This window comes from Microbacterium sp. AC026, from assembly GCF_979258475.1.
In genome coordinates this window covers 3456708-3473340 of sequence record NZ_OZ409857.1, presented here as the reverse complement: position 1 = coordinate 3473340, position 16633 = coordinate 3456708, and the positions used below count along the sequence as shown (strand labels likewise).

General features: G+C 68.0%; 17 protein-coding genes, 1 tRNA gene and 3 pseudogenes. 8 read left to right on the top strand and 13 right to left on the bottom strand.

The window, feature by feature from the left end; genetic code table 11:
• Positions 1-5: 5 nt before the first annotated feature.
• The 3 genes and pseudogenes from smpB to ftsE all read right to left on the bottom strand — a co-directional run.
• Positions 6-476 (bottom strand): annotated as a pseudogene (gene smpB / locus ACZZ93_RS17635) (SsrA-binding protein SmpB); the annotation flags it as partial.
• A gap of 85 nt (positions 477-561) precedes the next feature.
• Complete coding sequence (gene ftsX, locus ACZZ93_RS17630; protein WP_056280135.1) at positions 562-1476, bottom strand: permease-like cell division protein FtsX; 915 nt, start codon at positions 1474-1476, stop codon at positions 562-564.
• Positions 1473-2525 carry a cell division ATP-binding protein FtsE gene (gene ftsE, locus ACZZ93_RS17625; protein WP_053096931.1) on the bottom strand — a complete coding sequence of 351 codons (1053 nt, stop codon included), beginning with the start codon at positions 2523-2525 and terminating at the stop codon, positions 1473-1475. The genes ftsX and ftsE overlap by 4 nt, the downstream gene beginning before the upstream one ends.
• Before the next feature lie 138 nt (positions 2526-2663).
• Between ftsE and ACZZ93_RS17620 the strand changes: the two genes are divergently transcribed.
• The 3 genes and pseudogenes from ACZZ93_RS17620 to ACZZ93_RS17610 all read left to right on the top strand — a co-directional run bounded on the left by ACZZ93_RS17620 (position 2664) and on the right by ACZZ93_RS17610 (position 5158).
• Positions 2664-4091 (top strand): DUF2510 domain-containing protein, encoded by a 1428-nt coding sequence (locus ACZZ93_RS17620; protein ID WP_463511669.1) that lies wholly within the window; start codon positions 2664-2666, stop codon positions 4089-4091.
• A gap of 21 nt (positions 4092-4112) precedes the next feature.
• Positions 4113-4196 (top strand): annotated as a pseudogene (locus tag ACZZ93_RS17615) (DUF2510 domain-containing protein); the annotation flags it as partial.
• 242 nt (positions 4197-4438) lie between these two features.
• Positions 4439-5158: a septum formation family protein gene (locus tag ACZZ93_RS17610; protein ID WP_463511668.1), complete on the top strand. Its 720-nt coding sequence runs from the start codon at positions 4439-4441 to the stop codon at positions 5156-5158.
• Positions 5159-5170: 12 nt separating this feature from the next.
• On the opposite strand, the gene prfB is transcribed toward ACZZ93_RS17610, so the two are convergent.
• A complete protein-coding gene (gene prfB / locus ACZZ93_RS17605; protein WP_053096937.1) occupies positions 5171-6280 on the bottom strand; it encodes a peptide chain release factor 2 in 1110 nt (369 codons plus the stop codon).
• Between the two features lie 108 nt (positions 6281-6388).
• On the opposite strand from prfB, the gene ACZZ93_RS17600 reads away from it, so the two are divergent.
• On the top strand, positions 6389-7621 hold the full coding sequence (locus ACZZ93_RS17600; RefSeq protein WP_056280127.1) for an MFS transporter: 1233 nt from the start codon (positions 6389-6391) through the stop codon (positions 7619-7621).
• Positions 7618-8172, top strand: a complete 555-nt coding sequence (locus ACZZ93_RS17595; RefSeq protein ID WP_463511667.1) for an NUDIX hydrolase — start codon at positions 7618-7620, stop codon at positions 8170-8172. The genes ACZZ93_RS17600 and ACZZ93_RS17595 overlap by 4 nt, the downstream gene beginning before the upstream one ends.
• Before the next feature lie 50 nt (positions 8173-8222).
• Here the strand turns inward: ACZZ93_RS17595 and ACZZ93_RS17590 are convergent, their stop codons facing one another.
• Genes ACZZ93_RS17590 through ACZZ93_RS17555 form a run of 8 tightly spaced genes read right to left on the bottom strand, consistent with a single transcriptional unit; the run spans position 8223 to position 12678 of the window.
• A complete protein-coding gene (locus ACZZ93_RS17590) occupies positions 8223-8633 on the bottom strand; it encodes a hypothetical protein (protein ID WP_285364268.1) in 411 nt (136 codons plus the stop codon).
• Positions 8630-9064, bottom strand: coding sequence for a TadE family protein (locus ACZZ93_RS17585; RefSeq protein ID WP_463511666.1), 435 nt, complete (start codon positions 9062-9064; stop codon positions 8630-8632). The genes ACZZ93_RS17590 and ACZZ93_RS17585 overlap by 4 nt, the downstream gene beginning before the upstream one ends.
• On the bottom strand, positions 9054-9464 hold the full coding sequence (locus ACZZ93_RS17580) for a TadE/TadG family type IV pilus assembly protein (RefSeq protein WP_463511665.1): 411 nt from the start codon (positions 9462-9464) through the stop codon (positions 9054-9056). The genes ACZZ93_RS17585 and ACZZ93_RS17580 overlap by 11 nt, the downstream gene beginning before the upstream one ends.
• Positions 9465-9476: 12 nt before the next feature.
• The gene (locus ACZZ93_RS17575; RefSeq protein WP_053096947.1) at positions 9477-9689 is read right to left on the bottom strand and encodes a hypothetical protein; all 213 of its coding nucleotides are present in this window, start codon (positions 9687-9689) and stop codon (positions 9477-9479) included.
• Positions 9690-9708: 19 nt separating this feature from the next.
• A complete protein-coding gene (locus ACZZ93_RS17570; protein ID WP_463511664.1) occupies positions 9709-10638 on the bottom strand; it encodes a type II secretion system F family protein in 930 nt (309 codons plus the stop codon).
• A 5-nt stretch (positions 10639-10643) separates the two neighbouring features.
• A complete protein-coding gene (locus tag ACZZ93_RS17565; RefSeq protein WP_463511663.1) occupies positions 10644-11501 on the bottom strand; it encodes a type II secretion system F family protein in 858 nt (285 codons plus the stop codon).
• Positions 11498-11875: an ATPase, T2SS/T4P/T4SS family gene (locus ACZZ93_RS17560; RefSeq protein WP_463511662.1), complete on the bottom strand. Its 378-nt coding sequence runs from the start codon at positions 11873-11875 to the stop codon at positions 11498-11500. Before ACZZ93_RS17560 ends, ACZZ93_RS17565 begins: the two co-directional genes overlap by 4 nt.
• A gap of 14 nt (positions 11876-11889) precedes the next feature.
• Positions 11890-12678 (bottom strand): CpaF family protein, encoded by a 789-nt coding sequence (locus tag ACZZ93_RS17555; protein ID WP_463511661.1) that lies wholly within the window; start codon positions 12676-12678, stop codon positions 11890-11892.
• Positions 12679-12798: 120 nt separating this feature from the next.
• Between ACZZ93_RS17555 and ACZZ93_RS17550 the strand changes: the two genes are divergently transcribed.
• Positions 12799-12880 (top strand) — tRNA-Leu (locus ACZZ93_RS17550).
• A gap of 66 nt (positions 12881-12946) precedes the next feature.
• Positions 12947-13717 (top strand): DedA family protein, encoded by a 771-nt coding sequence (locus tag ACZZ93_RS17545; protein WP_053096952.1) that lies wholly within the window; start codon positions 12947-12949, stop codon positions 13715-13717.
• Positions 13718-13744: 27 nt separating this feature from the next.
• Here the strand turns inward: ACZZ93_RS17545 and ku are convergent, their stop codons facing one another.
• Positions 13745-14599: a non-homologous end joining protein Ku gene (ku, locus tag ACZZ93_RS17540; RefSeq protein ID WP_053096954.1), complete on the bottom strand. Its 855-nt coding sequence runs from the start codon at positions 14597-14599 to the stop codon at positions 13745-13747.
• Positions 14600-14657: 58 nt separating this feature from the next.
• Between ku and ligD the strand changes: the two are divergent.
• Positions 14658-16632, top strand: a pseudogene (gene ligD, locus ACZZ93_RS17535) (non-homologous end-joining DNA ligase).
• The last annotated feature ends 1 nt before the right edge of the window (position 16633 follow it).

Genomic DNA, 16633 nt, shown 5'->3' with positions numbered 1-16633 from the left:
TCACTCCCCACGCGGTTGCGCAGGCGCATCGCGCGCTCGGCTTCGCGGGTGTCCTGACGCTCGCGGAGGGTCTGGCGCTTGTCGAACTCGCGCTTTCCCTTGGCGAGAGCGATCTCGACCTTGGCGCGACCGTCGGAGAAGTACAGCTTCAGCGGGATCAGCGTGTAGCCGCCGGCGGAGACCGCGTGCTGCAGCTTCGCGATCTCCTCACGGTGCAGCAGCAGCTTGCGGACGCGCTTCGCCGAATGGTTGGTCCAGTGGCCCTGCGAGTACTCCGGGATGTGCACCGAGTCGAGAAAGACCTCGTTCCCCTTGACGAACGCATATCCGTCGCTCAGGTTCGCGCGCCCCTGGCGCAGTGACTTCACCTCGGTGCCGGTGAGCACCATCCCCGCCTCGTACGACTTCTCGATGTTGTAGTCGTGACGTGCGCGACGATTGGTCGCGACGACCTTCTCCCCGCGTTCCCTGGGCATGATTCTCTCCTGATCCGCGTCGCGCAATGGTTCCGGTGCCCGTCACGGGCGCACGACAGCCTGTCAGTCTATACCGGCGCGCGGGTCAGGTGCGAAGCCAGCGACGGATCGCGAAACCCGCCGACAGCGCGGCGAGCACGACGCCGATGCCGATCAGCACCGGGACGACGACGGCAGCGTCCTGCATCGACACCCAGGTCGTGATGAACGGCACGCGTCCTCGGAGATAGCCGTCGACGCCGAAGTGGACGCCGGCGACGACGGCCGCGCTTGCGAGGGCCGAGCCGAGGAAGGCAGCGAAGACGCCCTCCAGGACGAACGGCGTCTGGATGAAGCGGTTGGACGCCCCCACCAGGCGCATGATCCCGATCTCCTTGCGTCTGGCGTACGCGGAGAGCCTGATGGTCGTGCCGATCAAGAGGATGGCGGCGATCAGCATGAGCGCTGCGATACCGACCGCGATGTAGGTCGCGACCGTCAAGGCGGAGAACAGGGGTTCGAGGTACTGGAGCTGATCCTGGACCTGCTCCACCCCCGCGACACCGTTGAACGCCTCGGAGATGACCTGCGACTGGCCGGGATCCTTCATGGTGACGAAGAAGACCTCGAACGCCTGCTCGGGCGAGATCACGCTCGCCTGGTCCTCGCCGAGCTGATCGACGAGCTTGGCGTACGTGTCTTCCTTGGAATCGAAGCTGACCTCGCTGATGAGAGGAGCGAGCGCCTCGCCGTCGAGCTGTGCTCGCACGGCGTCGACCTGCTCCTCCGAGGCGCCGCCGTCGACGCAGGTGTCCTGCTCCGAGATGTCGGAGCACATGTAGACGGCGACCTGCGCCCGCTCGGTCCAATAGCCGCGCATCGTGCCGATCTGCGCCTGCATCAGGATCGCGGCGCCGACGAAGGTCAGCGAGACGAATGTCACGAGCACGACGGAGATGACCATCGAGATGTTGCGACGAAGCCCTCCGAGGGCCTCCGCGAGGATGAGTCCGATTCTCACGACGTCGGCCCCACTTCTTCCGTGCCGTCGTCGGACAGACCGAGTCGATCGGCCACCCCGAGCTCGGCGACGTCGACCTGCGGCAGCACGATGGGATGCGTCCGCGCCGCGAGGGCGACCGCCGGCTGCTCGTCTATCACCGGCGGCTCGATCGGCGCCGCCTGAGCCTCGGGAGTCTCGGATGCGGTCGGGACGGCGTCTGCGGACGCCGATTCCGCCTTGCGCTGCGCGCTGAGCTCCTCAGCGAGCGCGGCGCGGACCAGCGAGAGGTCGGCGGTCTGGCGCTGCACCTCCTGCACAGCAGTGAGTGCAGCGGCCGCGGCGGCACCGCGCACCTCCTCGGGAACCAGACGCGGGATGTTCGACGTGTCTCCGTAGCCGCCGTGCACCTCGTCTCGCACCATCTCGCCATCGCGAAGTTCGATGACCCGACGCTGCATCTGGTCGACGAAGCCCGCCTCGTGCGTGGCCATCAGCACGGTGGTGCCTCCGGCATTGATCCTGGCGAGGAGCTGCATGATGTCGACCGACGTCGCCGGGTCGAGGTTTCCGGTCGGCTCGTCCGCGAGCAGGACCTGGGGGCGATTCACGAGCGCCCGTGCGATCGCGACGCGCTGCTGCTCGCCGCCGGAGAGCTCGTGCGGCATCCGCTTCTGCTTCCCGTCGAGTCCGACCAGCGCGAGCGCCTCGGGCACCGCCTGCTGGATGAAGCCGCGCGACGAGCCGGTCACCTGCAGCGTGAAGGCGACGTTCTGATAGACGGTCTTCGACGGCAGCAGTCGGAAGTCCTGGAACACGGATCCGATGTGGCGGCGGAAGTACGGCACCTTCCGGTTCGCAAGCGAACGCAGATCGCGGCCGAGCACGGCGACTCGACCCGTCGTCGGCACGTCCTCGCGGAGGATGAGTCGCAGACAGGACGACTTGCCCGACCCCGACGCGCCGACGAGGAAGACGAACTCCCCGCGCTGCACTTCGAAGTCGACATCGGACAGAGCGGGCCGCGAGGTCCCGCGATAGCGTTTCGTGACGTTCTCGAACCGAATCATGGCGGTTCGAGCCTAAGCGCGCACCCTCGTCTGCCTGCGAGCGACACCCCGCTCGACCCCCTGCGTGTCGCACTCCACTGCTATACATGGAGGTGCCGATCCGTGCCGTCAGCATGGACGATACTCCGAGGGGGAACCATGACGACGCCTGCAGGCTGGTATGACGACGGATCCGGGCGTCAGCGGTGGTGGGACGGCACCCAGTGGACCGAGCACTTCGCTCCCATCGTGGAATCCGCCCCGTCTGCAGCAGGCGAGTCGGCCGGCGGTCTGACCGGCGAAGCGACCACGGACCGGGGTTCCGAGTCGGCTGACGTATCGGGCAACTCCTCGTCCGACGCGATTCCCGATTCGGCAGCAGCCGCGGAGACGGCCGCTGCGATCGAGTCGGTCGCCGCGGTCGAGAGCCAGTCGTGGAACACGCCCGCACCCTCCGACTTCCGCGCCGACGCGGAGACTCCGGCCGAGCCGTCCGCCCACCAGGACGCGGGCGCCGCGCCCTCATACGGCGCGCCCGTGACCGATGCCCCTGTCGACGAGGCCGGCACCACGCATGAGCAGGGTTCCACCTCTCCGGAGTCCCCGACGCCGACCGACGACATCGTGCCCCCGTATGCGAACACCGCGGGTCCCTCCGAAGGTGGTGCACCCTCCTACCCGGGCACCGCAGCCCCCTCGTATCCCCAGGAGTACCCGGTCGCGCCCGCATACCCGGGTTCGGCGGCACCCTCACCCTCGTACCCCGGCGCCGCCGCGTACGCTCCCGCCGGACAGCAGTATGGTGCGCCCGCCGGATACCCGCCCGCATACGGCGCCACGACCCCGGTGGCTCCGGCCCGCCCGTCGGTCCTCGGGCTCGTCGGGCTCGGACTCGCGGCGCTCGGAACGATCCTGTCGTGCATCCCGGTGATCTTCTGGCTCGGATGGCTCCTGCTCGGCGTGGGCTTCATCGTCTCGCTCATCTCGCTCTTCCTCAAGGGCAGGAAGTGGCCCGGCATCTCCGGACTCATCCTCTCGATCATCGGCGCGATCATCGCGGTCGTCATGTTCTTCGTCATCGTCTTCGCGACGGTGTCCGAGGCCGTGCGCGATCTGCCGTCCGCGCCGCCGTCGAGCGATTCCGACACCGGAATCGACGACGGCACGACCGACGACGGCACGGGGTCCGCGCAGGTCGAAGAGGGCACGATCGGCGACACCGTCACACTCACCTTCCTGGGCGGGAGCGGCGAGATCACTGTCACCGAGGCGCGCTGGGCGACCAGCGACGGCTCGAGCGTCCCCTCGACCAACGGCGGTTACGTGACCCTCGAGACGACGTGGACCGGTGTCGAGGGCACGACGGCCGCGAACCCGCTGTTCACCTCTCTGGAGACGGCAGAGGGAGTCGAGGGTCAGGTCGACTTCTTCGTGACGGGCGCACCGAACGAGCTCCTCGACCCGGGGCAGACGGTCAGCGGCCCGATCACCTTCGACATCGCCCAGAGCGAGTCCTACGTCTTCGTCGTCACTGACGAGGCCGGACGCGACATCGCGCGCATCGACGTCGCTCCGTCGGCCGGCTGAGACCCGAGCGGAACGGCGATCATGACGGTCCCGGCAGGGTGGTACGACGACGGAGCGGGCCGGCAGCGCTGGTGGGACGGCGCAGTCTGGACTGAGCACACCGTGACCACCGAGACGTCGTCCGTGGCGAACACGCCACAGGAGCACGGCCAGCATGCCACGGAGGAGCCCACGGTCGCCGCATCGGCGGACCCGATCTTCGAACCGCCCTATGCCTGGCAGTCGTCGAATCCCTCCCCCGGGGCCTCCGCAGAGGTGCCGCAGTACGGGCGCGCGTCGATGCCCGCGACCTCGGCAGGCGTCGTCGCCTCCCCGATGCGACAGCAGGGTTCGGGTCGTACGGCCCTGTGCCCCCGAAGGCGAACACGAAGGTCTCTGTGCTCGGCATCATCGGTCTCGGCATGGCCGCGCTCGGCGTGGTCCTCTCGTGCATCCCGCCGATCTCGATGGCTGGTGGGGTTCTGCTCGGGATCGGATTCGTGCTCTCGCTGATCTCCCTGTTCCTCCGGGGTGCGAAGTGGCCGGGAGCGGTGGGCATCGCGGTGGCCGTGCTGGGTGGTGTCGTCGCGATCGCCATGATGCTGCTGACCCTGGGCGCCTCGGGGCTGTCGTCGATCGTGCCGACGTCCACCTCGACCCCTCAGGCGACCCAGAGCACAGAACCCGACGACACCGCCGAAGGCTCTCCCGGCAGCGCGGGAACCGAGACCGTGACGGTCAACGAACTCGAGGTCGGTCACTGCATTCCGCTCATCGAATGGGAGGAAGAGGTGTACGAGCTTCCGATCGTTCCGTGTGACGCGCCGCACACCGACGAGGTCTATTTCATCTTCGATGTGCCAGAGGGCGAATTCCCCGGGGACGACGAACTGCAGACCATCGCCGCCGAGAAGTGCGACGTCGCTTTCGAGGAGTTCGTCGGCATCCCCTATGCCGATTCGGAGCTCGACAACTATTGGTTCGTACCGACTGAGTCGTCATGGAAGCGGATGAACGACCGCGCAGTCCAGTGCATCGTGATCAGCTACGACGAGATCACGGGCACCCTCGAAGGCGCCGACCGCTGAGACGAGCGTCGCTCAGTCCTCGTCTTTGCGCTTGCGCCAGCGGATGCCGGCCGAGATGAACCCGTCGAGATCGCCGTCGAACACGGCAGCCGGGTTGCCCGACTCGTGTCCGGTGCGGAGGTCCTTCACGAGCTGCTGACCGTAGAGGAAGTACGAGCGCATCTGGTCGCCCCAGCTCGCCGTGATGTTTCCGGCCAGCTCCTTCTTCTTCGCGGCTTCCTCCTCCTTCTGCAGCAGCAGGAGTCGGGTCTGAAGCACGCGCATCGCGGCAGCACGGTTCTGGATCTGCGACTTCTCGTTCTGCATCGAGACGACGATGCCGGTCGGAAGGTGAGTCAGGCGCACGGCGGAGTCGGTGGTGTTGACGGACTGCCCGCCGGGACCCGACGAGCGGAAGACGTCGACTCGGATGTCGTTCTCGGGGATGTCGACCTCGGTCGCCTCCTCCATGAGAGGGATGACCTCGACGGCGGCGAAGGACGTCTGCCGCTTGTCCGCCGAGCCGAACGGGCTGATACGGGCGAGGCGGTGCGTCCCTGCCTCGACCGACACCGTTCCGAATGCGTAGGGAGCGTCGATCTCGAACGTCGCCGACTTGATGCCGGCACCTTCGGCGTACGAGGTGTCGAGAACCTTGACGGGATACTTGTGGCGTTCGGCCCAGCGCAGGTACATGCGCATGAGCATCTCGGCGAAGTCGGTGGCGTCGTCGCCGCCTGCACCCGAGCGGATGGTGATGATGGCGGAGCGCTCGTCGTACTCGCCGTCCATCAGCGTCTGCACCTCGAGCTGATTGATGATCTCGGTGAGCGCGTTGAGCTCGGCGCGCGCTTCGACGGCGGAGTCCTCATCGCCCATCTCGTTCGCCAGGTCGACGAGAACCTCGAGATCGTCGAGTCGACGACCGATGCCCTCGACTCTGGCGAGCGCCGACTGGCGGTGGCTCAGAGCACTGGTCACCTTCTGGGCGCGTTCGGGGTCGTCCCAGAGGTCCGGCACGCCGGCTTCCTCGCTGAGGCGCGCGATGTCGGAGCGGAGGGTCTCGACATCGATGACCTCGCGGATGTCACCGTAGGTGAGTCGCAGGGCCTGGATGTCGGCGGAGAGATCGAGTTCGAGCATGTCGCGTCCAGCCTAACGTGCCGCCCCTGCGGGCGGGGACGGCGTTCGAACGGGAGTAGCGTGAATCGGGTGAGCAGCGCATCCACGGTCCTCAGGCGATTCGGACCGATGGTGTACCTCCCGACCGTGCTGTTCTCGCTCGGTGAAGGCGCGGTGATCCCTCTGATCCCGGTGATCGCTGCGCGGATGGGCGCCGACGTCGCCTTCGCCGCCCTGGTGGCATCCGCCCTCGTCGTGGGTCAGCTGTGCGGCAACCTTCCTGCGGGCTGGGCCGTCGCGCGCATCGGCGAGCGCTTCACGATGGTGATCGCGGGTGCGATAGCGATCCTCGCCGGCGTCGGAATGGTGTTCGCCCCCTCGCTGGGCGTGCTGGCCGCCTCCGTGTTCCTCCTGGGGTTCTGCGCGGCCGCCTTCGGCCTGGCGCGTCATGCGTTCATGACGACGAGGGTTCCCCTCGCGTTCCGTGCTCGCGCGCTCTCGCTCCTCGGTGGCAGCTTCCGACTCGGAATCTTCATCGGGCCGTTCGTCGCCGCTGGGCTCCTGCAGCTGTTCGGTTCGGAATCAGCCGCGATCTGGTTCTTCCTGGGCTGTCTCGTCGTGATGGTGCTGCTCGTGCTGCTGGGCCCCGATCCCGAGAAGACGATCGCCCCGACGACCCCTGTGCGCACCGCCGCACTCGCGGATGATTCCGGCGAACCGGTCACGGGCTCGATTCCGACGACCGCGCGCGCGGGCATCTTCCGCACGATGTGGCAACAGCGCAGCGTGCTCGGACGACTGGGACTCGCCGCCGCGTCGCTGTCCGCGGTGCGATCGGCACGTCAGGTCGTGCTTCCCCTGTGGGGACTCTCACTCGGACTCGACGCCTCGACCATCGCCCTCGTCGTCGGAATCTCGGGAGCGATCGACTTCGCCCTGTTCTACGCCAGCGGCCAGGTGATGGACAGGTTCGGGCGTCTATGGGCGGCTATGCCGGCGATGGTGCTGATGGGCGCGGGGTTCCTGGCCCTCTCCTTCACGCACGACCTGGAAGCCGCGGTCCTGTGGTTCGGCATGTTCGCCGCCGTGCTCGGGGTGGGCAACGGGCTCTCGAGCGGCATTCTGCTCACACTCGGCGCCGACGTCGCGCCGAAGGAGGAGCCCGCCGCGTTCCTCGGCTCGTGGCGCACGCTGACGGATGCCGGCGGAGCGGCCGCTCCGCTGCTGGTATCGGCGATCGTCGCGATCGCGTCACTGCCGATCGCCGCAGCGGCGATGGGTGCGATCGGCCTGATCGGCGCGGGTGGATTCATCCGCTGGATCCCGCGTTTCGTTCCGCGCAGCACACAGGAGGAGTCATGACCGCTGCCCTCCGCGCAGACGTGCGCCGCCTGGTCGTCGCGGCTCCGTCGTCGACGGATCACGATCGCGATGCCGCGGCCGACTTCGCGACGTTCTTCGCCGACGATCATGGGCCGGTCTCCCGCGACGACGGTCCCGATCACGCGACCGCTTCGGCGCTCGTGTTCGACCGCTCACTCACTCGCACGCTGCTCGTCTTCCACGCCAAGGGGCAGTTCTGGGTGCAGCCAGGCGGACATCTCGAACCCGACGACACCTCTGTGGCGGATGCCGCTCTGCGCGAGCTGCGGGAGGAGACCGGTGTGGACTTCTCCGCCAGCGCGGAGCCGCTCGTGTACGACCTCGATCATCACGCGCTGTCCTCGGCGTTCGGTCGGTGCGCATCCCATCTCGACATCGGGATCGGCGTCGTCGTCAGCGACGATGCCGACCTGATCGTGAGCGACGAGTCGGAGGACGTGCGCTGGTGGGCGATCGACGCGCTGCCGTCGCAGGTGCCGCAGGGCTTCGCCGGGCGGGTGCGACGACTGCGCGATCGTCTGGTGAGCTGACGTCGCATCCGGCGGAGGTCGCCCTCGTGCAGGTCGACCCGAGCGAACGATCACCCCAGAGCGGTGCGACTCGTCCCCGTCGCCTCGAGGCGCACCCCGTCCGTCACGAACAGTGACACGAGCGGCGGATGCCACAGGGTCGAGACGGTCACGCGTGCTGAGTGCCCGTCGGGGCTCGACGCTGAATCGAGGTCCACGGGTGACGGCAGCGCGGCGAGCAGTGCGTCGACCTGCTCTCTGACCCCCTGATCGGTGAGGTCCGCCCGTGCCGTCGTTCCGTCCACAGCCAGGGTGAAGCCGTCCGCTCCGGCGAGCGCTGCGGCGTCAGCGATCGCATCCAGCCGCTTCTGCGAGATGTAGAGGTCGGTCGCGCAGACGCTCACGAAGATGAGTGCGAGCGCCAGCAGGGCATAGCCGAGCGTCAGCAGCAGCACGCTTCCGTCGTCACCCGCCCCTCTCATCCCGTGCCCCACAGGCGAGAGACCTTCTGGACCGCCGACCCCTCGACTCGGATCGCGCCCGCCGAGTCCGATCCGAAGACCGCCGGCATCAGTGGCAGGGACACCGACGTCGTGACCGTGACGGTCACGACGGCGCCTGCCGACGGACACTCCGTCCCGACGGGCACGCACGCCACAGACACCTCGGTCGATTCCTCATCGATGCCGTACTGATCGGTGACGTCGGCGAGCACGAGCTCACTCCGCACTGCTGCAGTGGCGGCATCCGGTGCGAGCACGATCGTGCGCGCGACGTGGCGCGCGGCCGCCCCGACTCCCATTGTCTGCTCCTGAATCGCGCCCAGCGCGATGATCAGGTAGACCAACGGCACAAGCAGGATGACGCCCACCGTGATGAATTCGAGTGCCGCCGAACCCTCGTCATCGATCATCGAAGGACTCTTCCGGCGCATGCGCCTGCACCTCCAACGCGAAGGGCACCCCGAGCAGCCCGATCACGGGGAGCGTCGTTCGGACGCGCACCTCGATCGTCGCGCGATCCAGTGCCGTCGATCGAACGGCCGTCACATCGTGGGCGTACTCGGCCCCGACCGCGAGGGTGATCGCCGTGCGGGCGCGCTCCACGCCCAGTTCCATGGGTGTGTCTGCCAGGGCCGCGTAGTAGGCCCCTTCGACCGCCGCGTCGTGCACGACATTGCGCACGTAGACGGCGAGCGCGAGCTGCATGACAGCGAGAGTGAGAAGGGTGAGGAGCGTGCCCACGAGCACGAACTCCACGGGACTCGATCCGCGTTCATCGCCGAGAAGGCGCCGCGGTGGATCGACAGTCATCAGGGAGACCTGTCAGAGACCGGAGACGCGTTGGATGGCCTGCTCGAACAGTGCGCTGAGCGCCGGGCCGGCGACCGCCCAGATGAGCACCACCAGACCGGCGGTCATCAGTGTGACGAGCACCCATCCGGGTACGTCCCCCGATTCGTCGCCGACGAGATCGTCCATGAGATCGGGGGTGAGCGAGGCAACCCTGGTGGTGCCCAGTGGTCGAGAGGTGTTCATGTCGTCCTTTCGTGGTCGCTCAGCCGATGCCGAGTCGCAGGATGAAGAGACCGGGGTAGATGGCGAAGAGCACGGACAGCGGGAGGATCAGGAAGACGAGCGGGAGGAGCATCAGGATCTCCTTCCGACCGGCCTGTTCGATGAGGACCCGCTTGGCGTCCTCGCGAGCGTCCCCCGCCTGCGCATGCAGGACGGCCGAGAGCGGCGCGCCATGCTCGAGCGCGGCGGTCACCTGGTCGATCGCACGGGAGAGCCCCGGAAGCTGCAGTCGCGCGGCCATCTCCGTGAGCGCGTCGGCGAGCGGCGACCCCGTGCCGACAGCGAGCACCACGCGGCGGACCTCACCGGTCAGTTCGCCGGAGCCGACCGCGGCGACCCGACGCAGCGAGTCCAGGAAGCCTTCACCCGCCGACAGGCACAGCGCGAGGAACTCGAGAGTGGTCGGCAGCTCGTCGGTCAACCGGGCGCGACGCGAAGCGACGCGAGCCGTGAGCCGCATGTCGTATGCGAACCCGGCTGCGGCTCCGAGGATCCCGGGCAGCAGGGCGATCGGCGGGCTCATCCGGCCCGTGATCGCGAACACGATCACAGCGATCGAGCCGATGACGATGCCGGCGAGCACCCAGCCGAGCTGACGCCCGCGGAAGGCCCCCTGCTCCAGAGGAATCCCCGCCTGCTCGATCCTCCGATGCAGAGCATCGCCGCCGCCCACAAGGCGTTCGAAGAGCACACGTGACCGAAGCCAGAATGCGCGGTCACCCGCGGAGAGCACGCCGACTCGCGGGAGCGCGTTCCCGGGCAGGTCTTCATCGGCGACCGCATCGCGCACATAGGGCGCGATGCGCAGAGCCAGCGGCGCTGCCGACCACCGTGGAAGCGACGCGAGTATGCAGAGCAACCCCATGCCGAGTGTTCCGCCGCCGAGCACGGCGACGGCGATCGCGGACATCGGGTTCACCCGAACCACCGCCCCGGCTCGGGGAGCCGACCGATACGGATCATCAAGCGATAGGCGATCACCGACACGGCAGCTCCCCCGCAGATCACCAGCATCCCTTCACCGGTGCCGTAGGCGGCCGCGCCCTCAGGGCGCAGCACCAGCAGGCCGAGGATCACCCAGGGCGCGACGGCACCGAGCACGGCAGCGCCTCGGATCCATGACTGTCTGGCTTCGACCTCGCCGCGCAGCACGGCGTCTGCGCGCACCGACGACGACAGCGCGCGGAGGACGCCTGTGAGCTCGGTGCCGCCGACCTGTCGCGCCATACGGAGCGTCTCGATGATCCGATCGGCGATGGGATCAGCCAACGCCGCCTTCAGCCGGTCGAGGCTCGTCTCGAAGCGGCCGGTGGCGCGCAGGTCTCTGGCGAACACGGCGAAGGCCGGCCGCATCATCGTCGGCGATGACTCAGCGAGACTCGCGACGGCGTCCGGCAGTGACAATCCGACACGGATGGATGCGATCAGCAGGTCACAGACGTCGGGCCAGAGCTGGCGACGAAGTCTGCGCAGCCGGAGGCGTCGGGAACGCACGAAGACGATCGGCACGACGGCCGCGGTCGCGCCTGCCAAGCCCGCGAGGACCGGGATGGCTGTGAAGAGCCAGACAGAGGAAGCGGCGGCGAGCGCGACCGTCAGCATCACCAGCAGGAGCGTGCGCGGGCTGACAGACGCCATGCCGCCCTCTTCGAGAAGGCGAGTCAGACGGCCGCGGTGCCGGACCCTTCCTCCATCTTGAGGCGGAGGCCAGAGCCACGGCGATGCGCACAGCAGCAGACCTGCGGCGAGCATCGCACCGAGCAGGACCGTCACAGAGTGCCTCCGCGACGCCACGCCGTCTGTTCAGTGGACGCCTCGTCGCCGCGGATGTACACGGTTCGCGTGATGATCCGGCCGTCGACCACCGCGCCCGTCGGCGCGATGACCTCGTGCACCCGTCGCACTCCGGTGTCGTCACGCACGCAGTGCACCACGAGATCGACCGCGCCGGCGAGGGCCGGCACGATGAACGATCGATCGATGTTCCGTCCCGCGAGGAGCGGCAGAAGCGTGAGCTTGTCGAGCGCCTCGGCCGCGGAGTTCGCGTGCACGGTCGCAGCACCCGGCACGCCTGTGTTGAGTGCGAGGACCAGGTCGAGCGCCTCCGCATCTCTGACTTCGCCGACGACGAGGCGATCGGGTCGCATCCTCAGCGCCTCCTTCACGAGCCTGCGCAGCGTGATCTCCCCGTTCCCTCCAGACTCGCCTGACGCCCCTGCAAGGACACGACATCCGGTCCCTGCACCGCGAGCTCGAAGGTCTCCTCGACGGTGATGATCCGCTGACGGTCGGCGCACGAGTCGAGCAGCGCACCGAGGAAGGTGGTCTTGCCTGCGTGGGTGGCACCGGACACGACGACGCTCCTGCCCGCGCGCATCGCGTCACGAAGCATCGCGGCCAGGTCCGGAGTCAGCGCCCCGTGGTCGACGAGCGCCTCGAGGCTTCGATACCGGGGCAGGAACTTGCGGATGTTGACGGACCACGATCCGCGGACGACATCCGCGATCGCGACATGCAGTCTCGACCCGTCGGGAAGAGACGCATCCACGAACGGCTGACTGATGTCGACACGGCGCCCTGTCGACTGCAGCATCCGCTCGATGAGATCGCGCAACGACGATTCCGTGAGACGCATCTCGATCCGCTCGGCGACCCCTCCGCGTGCGACGTGGATGCTCTCGGGGCCGTTGAGCCAGATCTCCTCGATCTCAGGGTCGTCGAGGAGCGACTGCAACGGCCCGAAGCCGCTGACCGCCGCGAGCACGTCACGCACGCATGCTGCTTCGTCGTCGATCACCGCCGCGCCTCGCGCCAGCGCCAGGTCGTTGAACTTGCGCACCTCGGCGAGCGTGACCGAGCGCGCTGCCGAGGAGTCGAACGTCGGATCCGTTCCTTCGGCGCGTAGCCGCTGACGAACGCGCTCGGCGACGAGGACGGAGGGCTGGATCACCCGAGCATCCTCGCAAGGATCGGGTGACACGCGCCGGAGTTATCCACAGCGGCGGCGGTGCTCCTGCGGGCGGATCCCCAGCAACGCACGATCCCCCGATCAGTAGACTTATCCCAGCGCGCGGGAGTGGTGAAATTGGTAGACACGCAGGATTTAGGTTCCTGTGCCCTAGGGCGTGTGGGTTCAAGTCCCACCTTCCGCACCGATCTGTCGCACCCCCTGCGACCGACGACTTGACCGCCGCACAGCGCACGACGACGGGAAATCCATGCATCACGCCGCTCTCATCCCCTGGCTCGACCCCGCCACGATCATCGGCTCGGCCGGCCCCTGGGCGCTTCTCGTGGTGTGCTTCATCGTCTTCGCGGAGACGGGCCTTCTGGTCGGGTTCCTGCTTCCTGGCGACACGCTGCTCGTGATCTCAGGACTCCTGTCGCACCCGATCGCGGGCTCGGAGCACGGGGTGTTCGGCATCAACGTGTGGATCGTCGCGCTGCTCATCGGGCTCTCGGCGTTCGTCGGCGGTGAGGTCGGCTACCTCATCGGCCACAAGGGCGGACCCGCAGTCTTCGAACGCAAGGAATCGGGCCTGTTCAGCAAGAAGAACGTCGAGCGGACGAACGCCTTCTTCGAGCGTTTCGGCGGCATCACCGTCATCCTCGCCCGCTTCGTGCCGATCGTTCGCACCTTCGCCCCGGTCGCCGCCGGCGTGGGCCACATGCCGTGGCGCCGCTACACGCTGTACAACCTCATCGGTGCGATCCTCTGGGGCTTCGGTCTGACGATGTTCGGGTACGCCATCGGCTTCATCCCGCCGGTCGCGCACTTCGTCGAGAGCTACATCGACCTGATCCTGCTCGCTGCAGTCGGCGGCACGGCACTCATCACGCTCTGGCACTACCTGTCCGAGCGTCACAAGGCGAAGAAGGAAGCCGCGGCCGGCGAGGGTGAGACAGACGCCACCGAGGCCGAAGGACTCGCCCTCGACCCCGAGGTCTTCGACCGTGCTCCGGACTTCGACGGAGACGGCAAGCACTGATCTCGGTGCAGAAGAAGGCGCGCTGTCTCAGCCCGCCTTCTTCTTGCTCGGGCTCTTCTTCGTGCTCGCCTTGTCGCCGGTCGACTCCGACCGAGCGGCCTTGGTGCGAGCCACACTGGCGCGCAGCGCCTCCATCAGGTCGATGACCTCACCGCTCTTGGCATCGCCCTCGGCCTCGCCGAAGGTGTCCGAGACATCGAACGTGTCGCCCGCCTCGATCTTCGCATCGATCAGAGTGCGCAACTCCTTCTGGTATTCGTCGACGAACGACTCAGGATCGAAGTCAGCCGAATAGCTGTCTACGAGGGATGCCGAGAGCTCGAGCTCCTTCTTCGAAATCCTCACATCCTCGTCGAGCACCGGGAACGCCGCCTCACGCACCTCGTCGGCCCACAGCAGCGTCTGCAGCACGAGCACCTTGCCACGCACACGGAGTGCGGCCAGTCGGGTCTTCTGTCGCAGCGTGAAGCGCACGATCGCCGTGCGGTCGGTCTGTTCGAGCGTCTTGCGCAGCAGCACGTACGCCTTCGGCGACTTGGAGTCCGGTTCGAGGTAGTACGGCTTGTCGAGGGTCAGCAGATCGACCTGGTCGGAGGGCACGAACTCGACGACGTCGATCTCGCGGCTCTTCTCCGCCGGCAGCGCCGCCAGATCGTCCTTCGTGAGCACGACCGTCTGCCCTTCCTCGACGTAGGCGCGATCGATGTCGGCGTAGGCGACGGTCTCGCCGCACACCTCACAGGTGCGCTGGTACCGGATCCGGCCGCCGTCCTTCTCGTGCACCTGGTGCAGCGGCACATCATGGTCCTCGGTGGCGGAATACACCTTGACGGGCACGTTCACGAGGCCGAAGGTGAGCGCACCTTTCCAGATCGTTCTCATGACCCCAGTGAACACCAGCCGCGCGGCTCACGGCCAGTACCTTGACTACGCTGGCGTCATGGTCGCAGAGGCGCAGAACGTGCAGATCGATGGCCGCCGGCTGCGCATCACCAACCTCGACAAGGTCGTCTACCCCGAGACCGGCACCACGAAGGGCGAGATCATCGCCTACTACACGGCGATCGCGCCGCACCTCCTCCCTCTGCTCGCGGGCCGCCCCGTGACCCGCAAGCGCTGGGTGGAAGGGGTGGGGACCGCGGATGCTCCCGCCGACGCGTTCTTCACGAAGCAGCTCGAGCCGGGAGCTCCGGAATGGATCCCCCGACAGCCGATCCGGCACTCGGACGGCCCCAAGGAGTATCCCCTCGTCCAGGACGTTCCCACGCTGGTCTGGCTCGCGCAGGTCGCCGCGATCGAGCTGCACGTGCCGCAGTGGCGCTTCGCCTCCGACGGCATGCCGGGAAAGCCGGATCGGCTCGTCCTGGATCTCGACCCGGGCCCGGGGGTCGGGCTCGCCCAGTGCGCCGAGGTCGCACGGATCGCTCGCAGCCTGCTCAGCGACATCGGACTCGATCCGGTGCCCGTGACCAGCGGAAGCAAAGGGATCCACCTCTACGCCGCCCTCCCCGGGCAGCAGACGAGCGCAGAGATATCCGCGGTCGTGAAGGAGATCGCCCGTCTGATCGAGACCGGGCATCCGGATCTCGCCACGAGCACGATGGCCAAGGCCGCGCGCGGCGGCAAGGTCTTTCTCGACTGGAGCCAGAACAACGGCAAGAAGACGACGATCTCGCCGTACTCGATGCGTGGTCGCGCGCACCCCTGGGTGGCGGCTCCGCGCACCTGGGACGAACTCGACGACCCCGACCTCGCGCAGCTCGACTTCGCGACGGTGCTCGAGCGTGCGGGTTCCGGGCAGGACCCCATCGCTCCGCTTCTCGCCGCCCAGGAGGGCCCCCGGACACCACCTCTGCGCCGGGCCCTCGCGTCGACGCACACGGCGCGAGCTCGCATGTGAGCCGCCACCGCCCGCGGGCGACCGGTGCGGCACCACTGGCCTCGTCGTCTCCCCCTCCGTCTCCCCCATGCTGGCCGAGAACGGCACGCCGGCGATCGCCCGCACTCTGAGCTCGCCGTCGTGGGTGGAGGTGAAGTGGGACGGCATCAGGGCCATCGGAACCTGGGCGGACGGACGGATGCTGCTGCATGCCCGCAGCGGCACCGACATCACGGCCCGCTACCCCGAGCTGACTTCCGACGGCGCGCCGTTCCTGCCCGTGTCCGATGCGATCATCGATGGCGAGATCGTCGCCTTCGATGCGCAGGGCAGGCCGAGCTTCTCGATGCTGCAGAACCGCATGCACCTGACCCGGCCCCGCGAGATCGAACGCGAGGTCGTGCGCACGCCCATCGTCTACATGGCTTTCGATCTGCTCCGACTGAACGGTCACGACCTCAGCACCATGGCGCTGTCGGAGCGACGGACCCTCCTCGAGGAGGTCGTCGCCGACCTCGATGCGCCGGTGCAGGTCCCGCCCGTGTTCGACGATCTCGACGCCGCTCTCGCGGCGAGCGACGAGTTCGGCCTCGAGGGCGTCGTCGTCAAGGATCCGTCCTCGCGGTACCGTCCGGGCCAGCGCTCACCGGCCTGGCTGAAGATCAAGCACACCCGCATGCAGGAGGTCGTGATCGTCGGTATCCGCCCCGGCAAGGGCGACCGGGAGGGCACGTTCGGCTCCCTGCTGCTCGCGGTCCCCGAGTCCGGACGGCTGCGCTATGTCGGTCGCGTCGGCACGGGATTCACCGACCGGATGCTGCGCGACCTGCTGAGCCGGCTCGCTCCCCTGCGCACCGAGTCCGCGCCCCTCGAGGACGTGCCCGCGCTCGATGCGTCGGATGCGCTCTGGGTCCGACCTGAGCTCGTCGGCGAGGTCGAGTTCGCGAACTGGACCCCGGACGGCGTTCTGCGTCACTCCCGTTGGCGGGGACTCCGGCCGGATAAGACTCCCGACGAGGTGATCGTCGAGTCCTGAC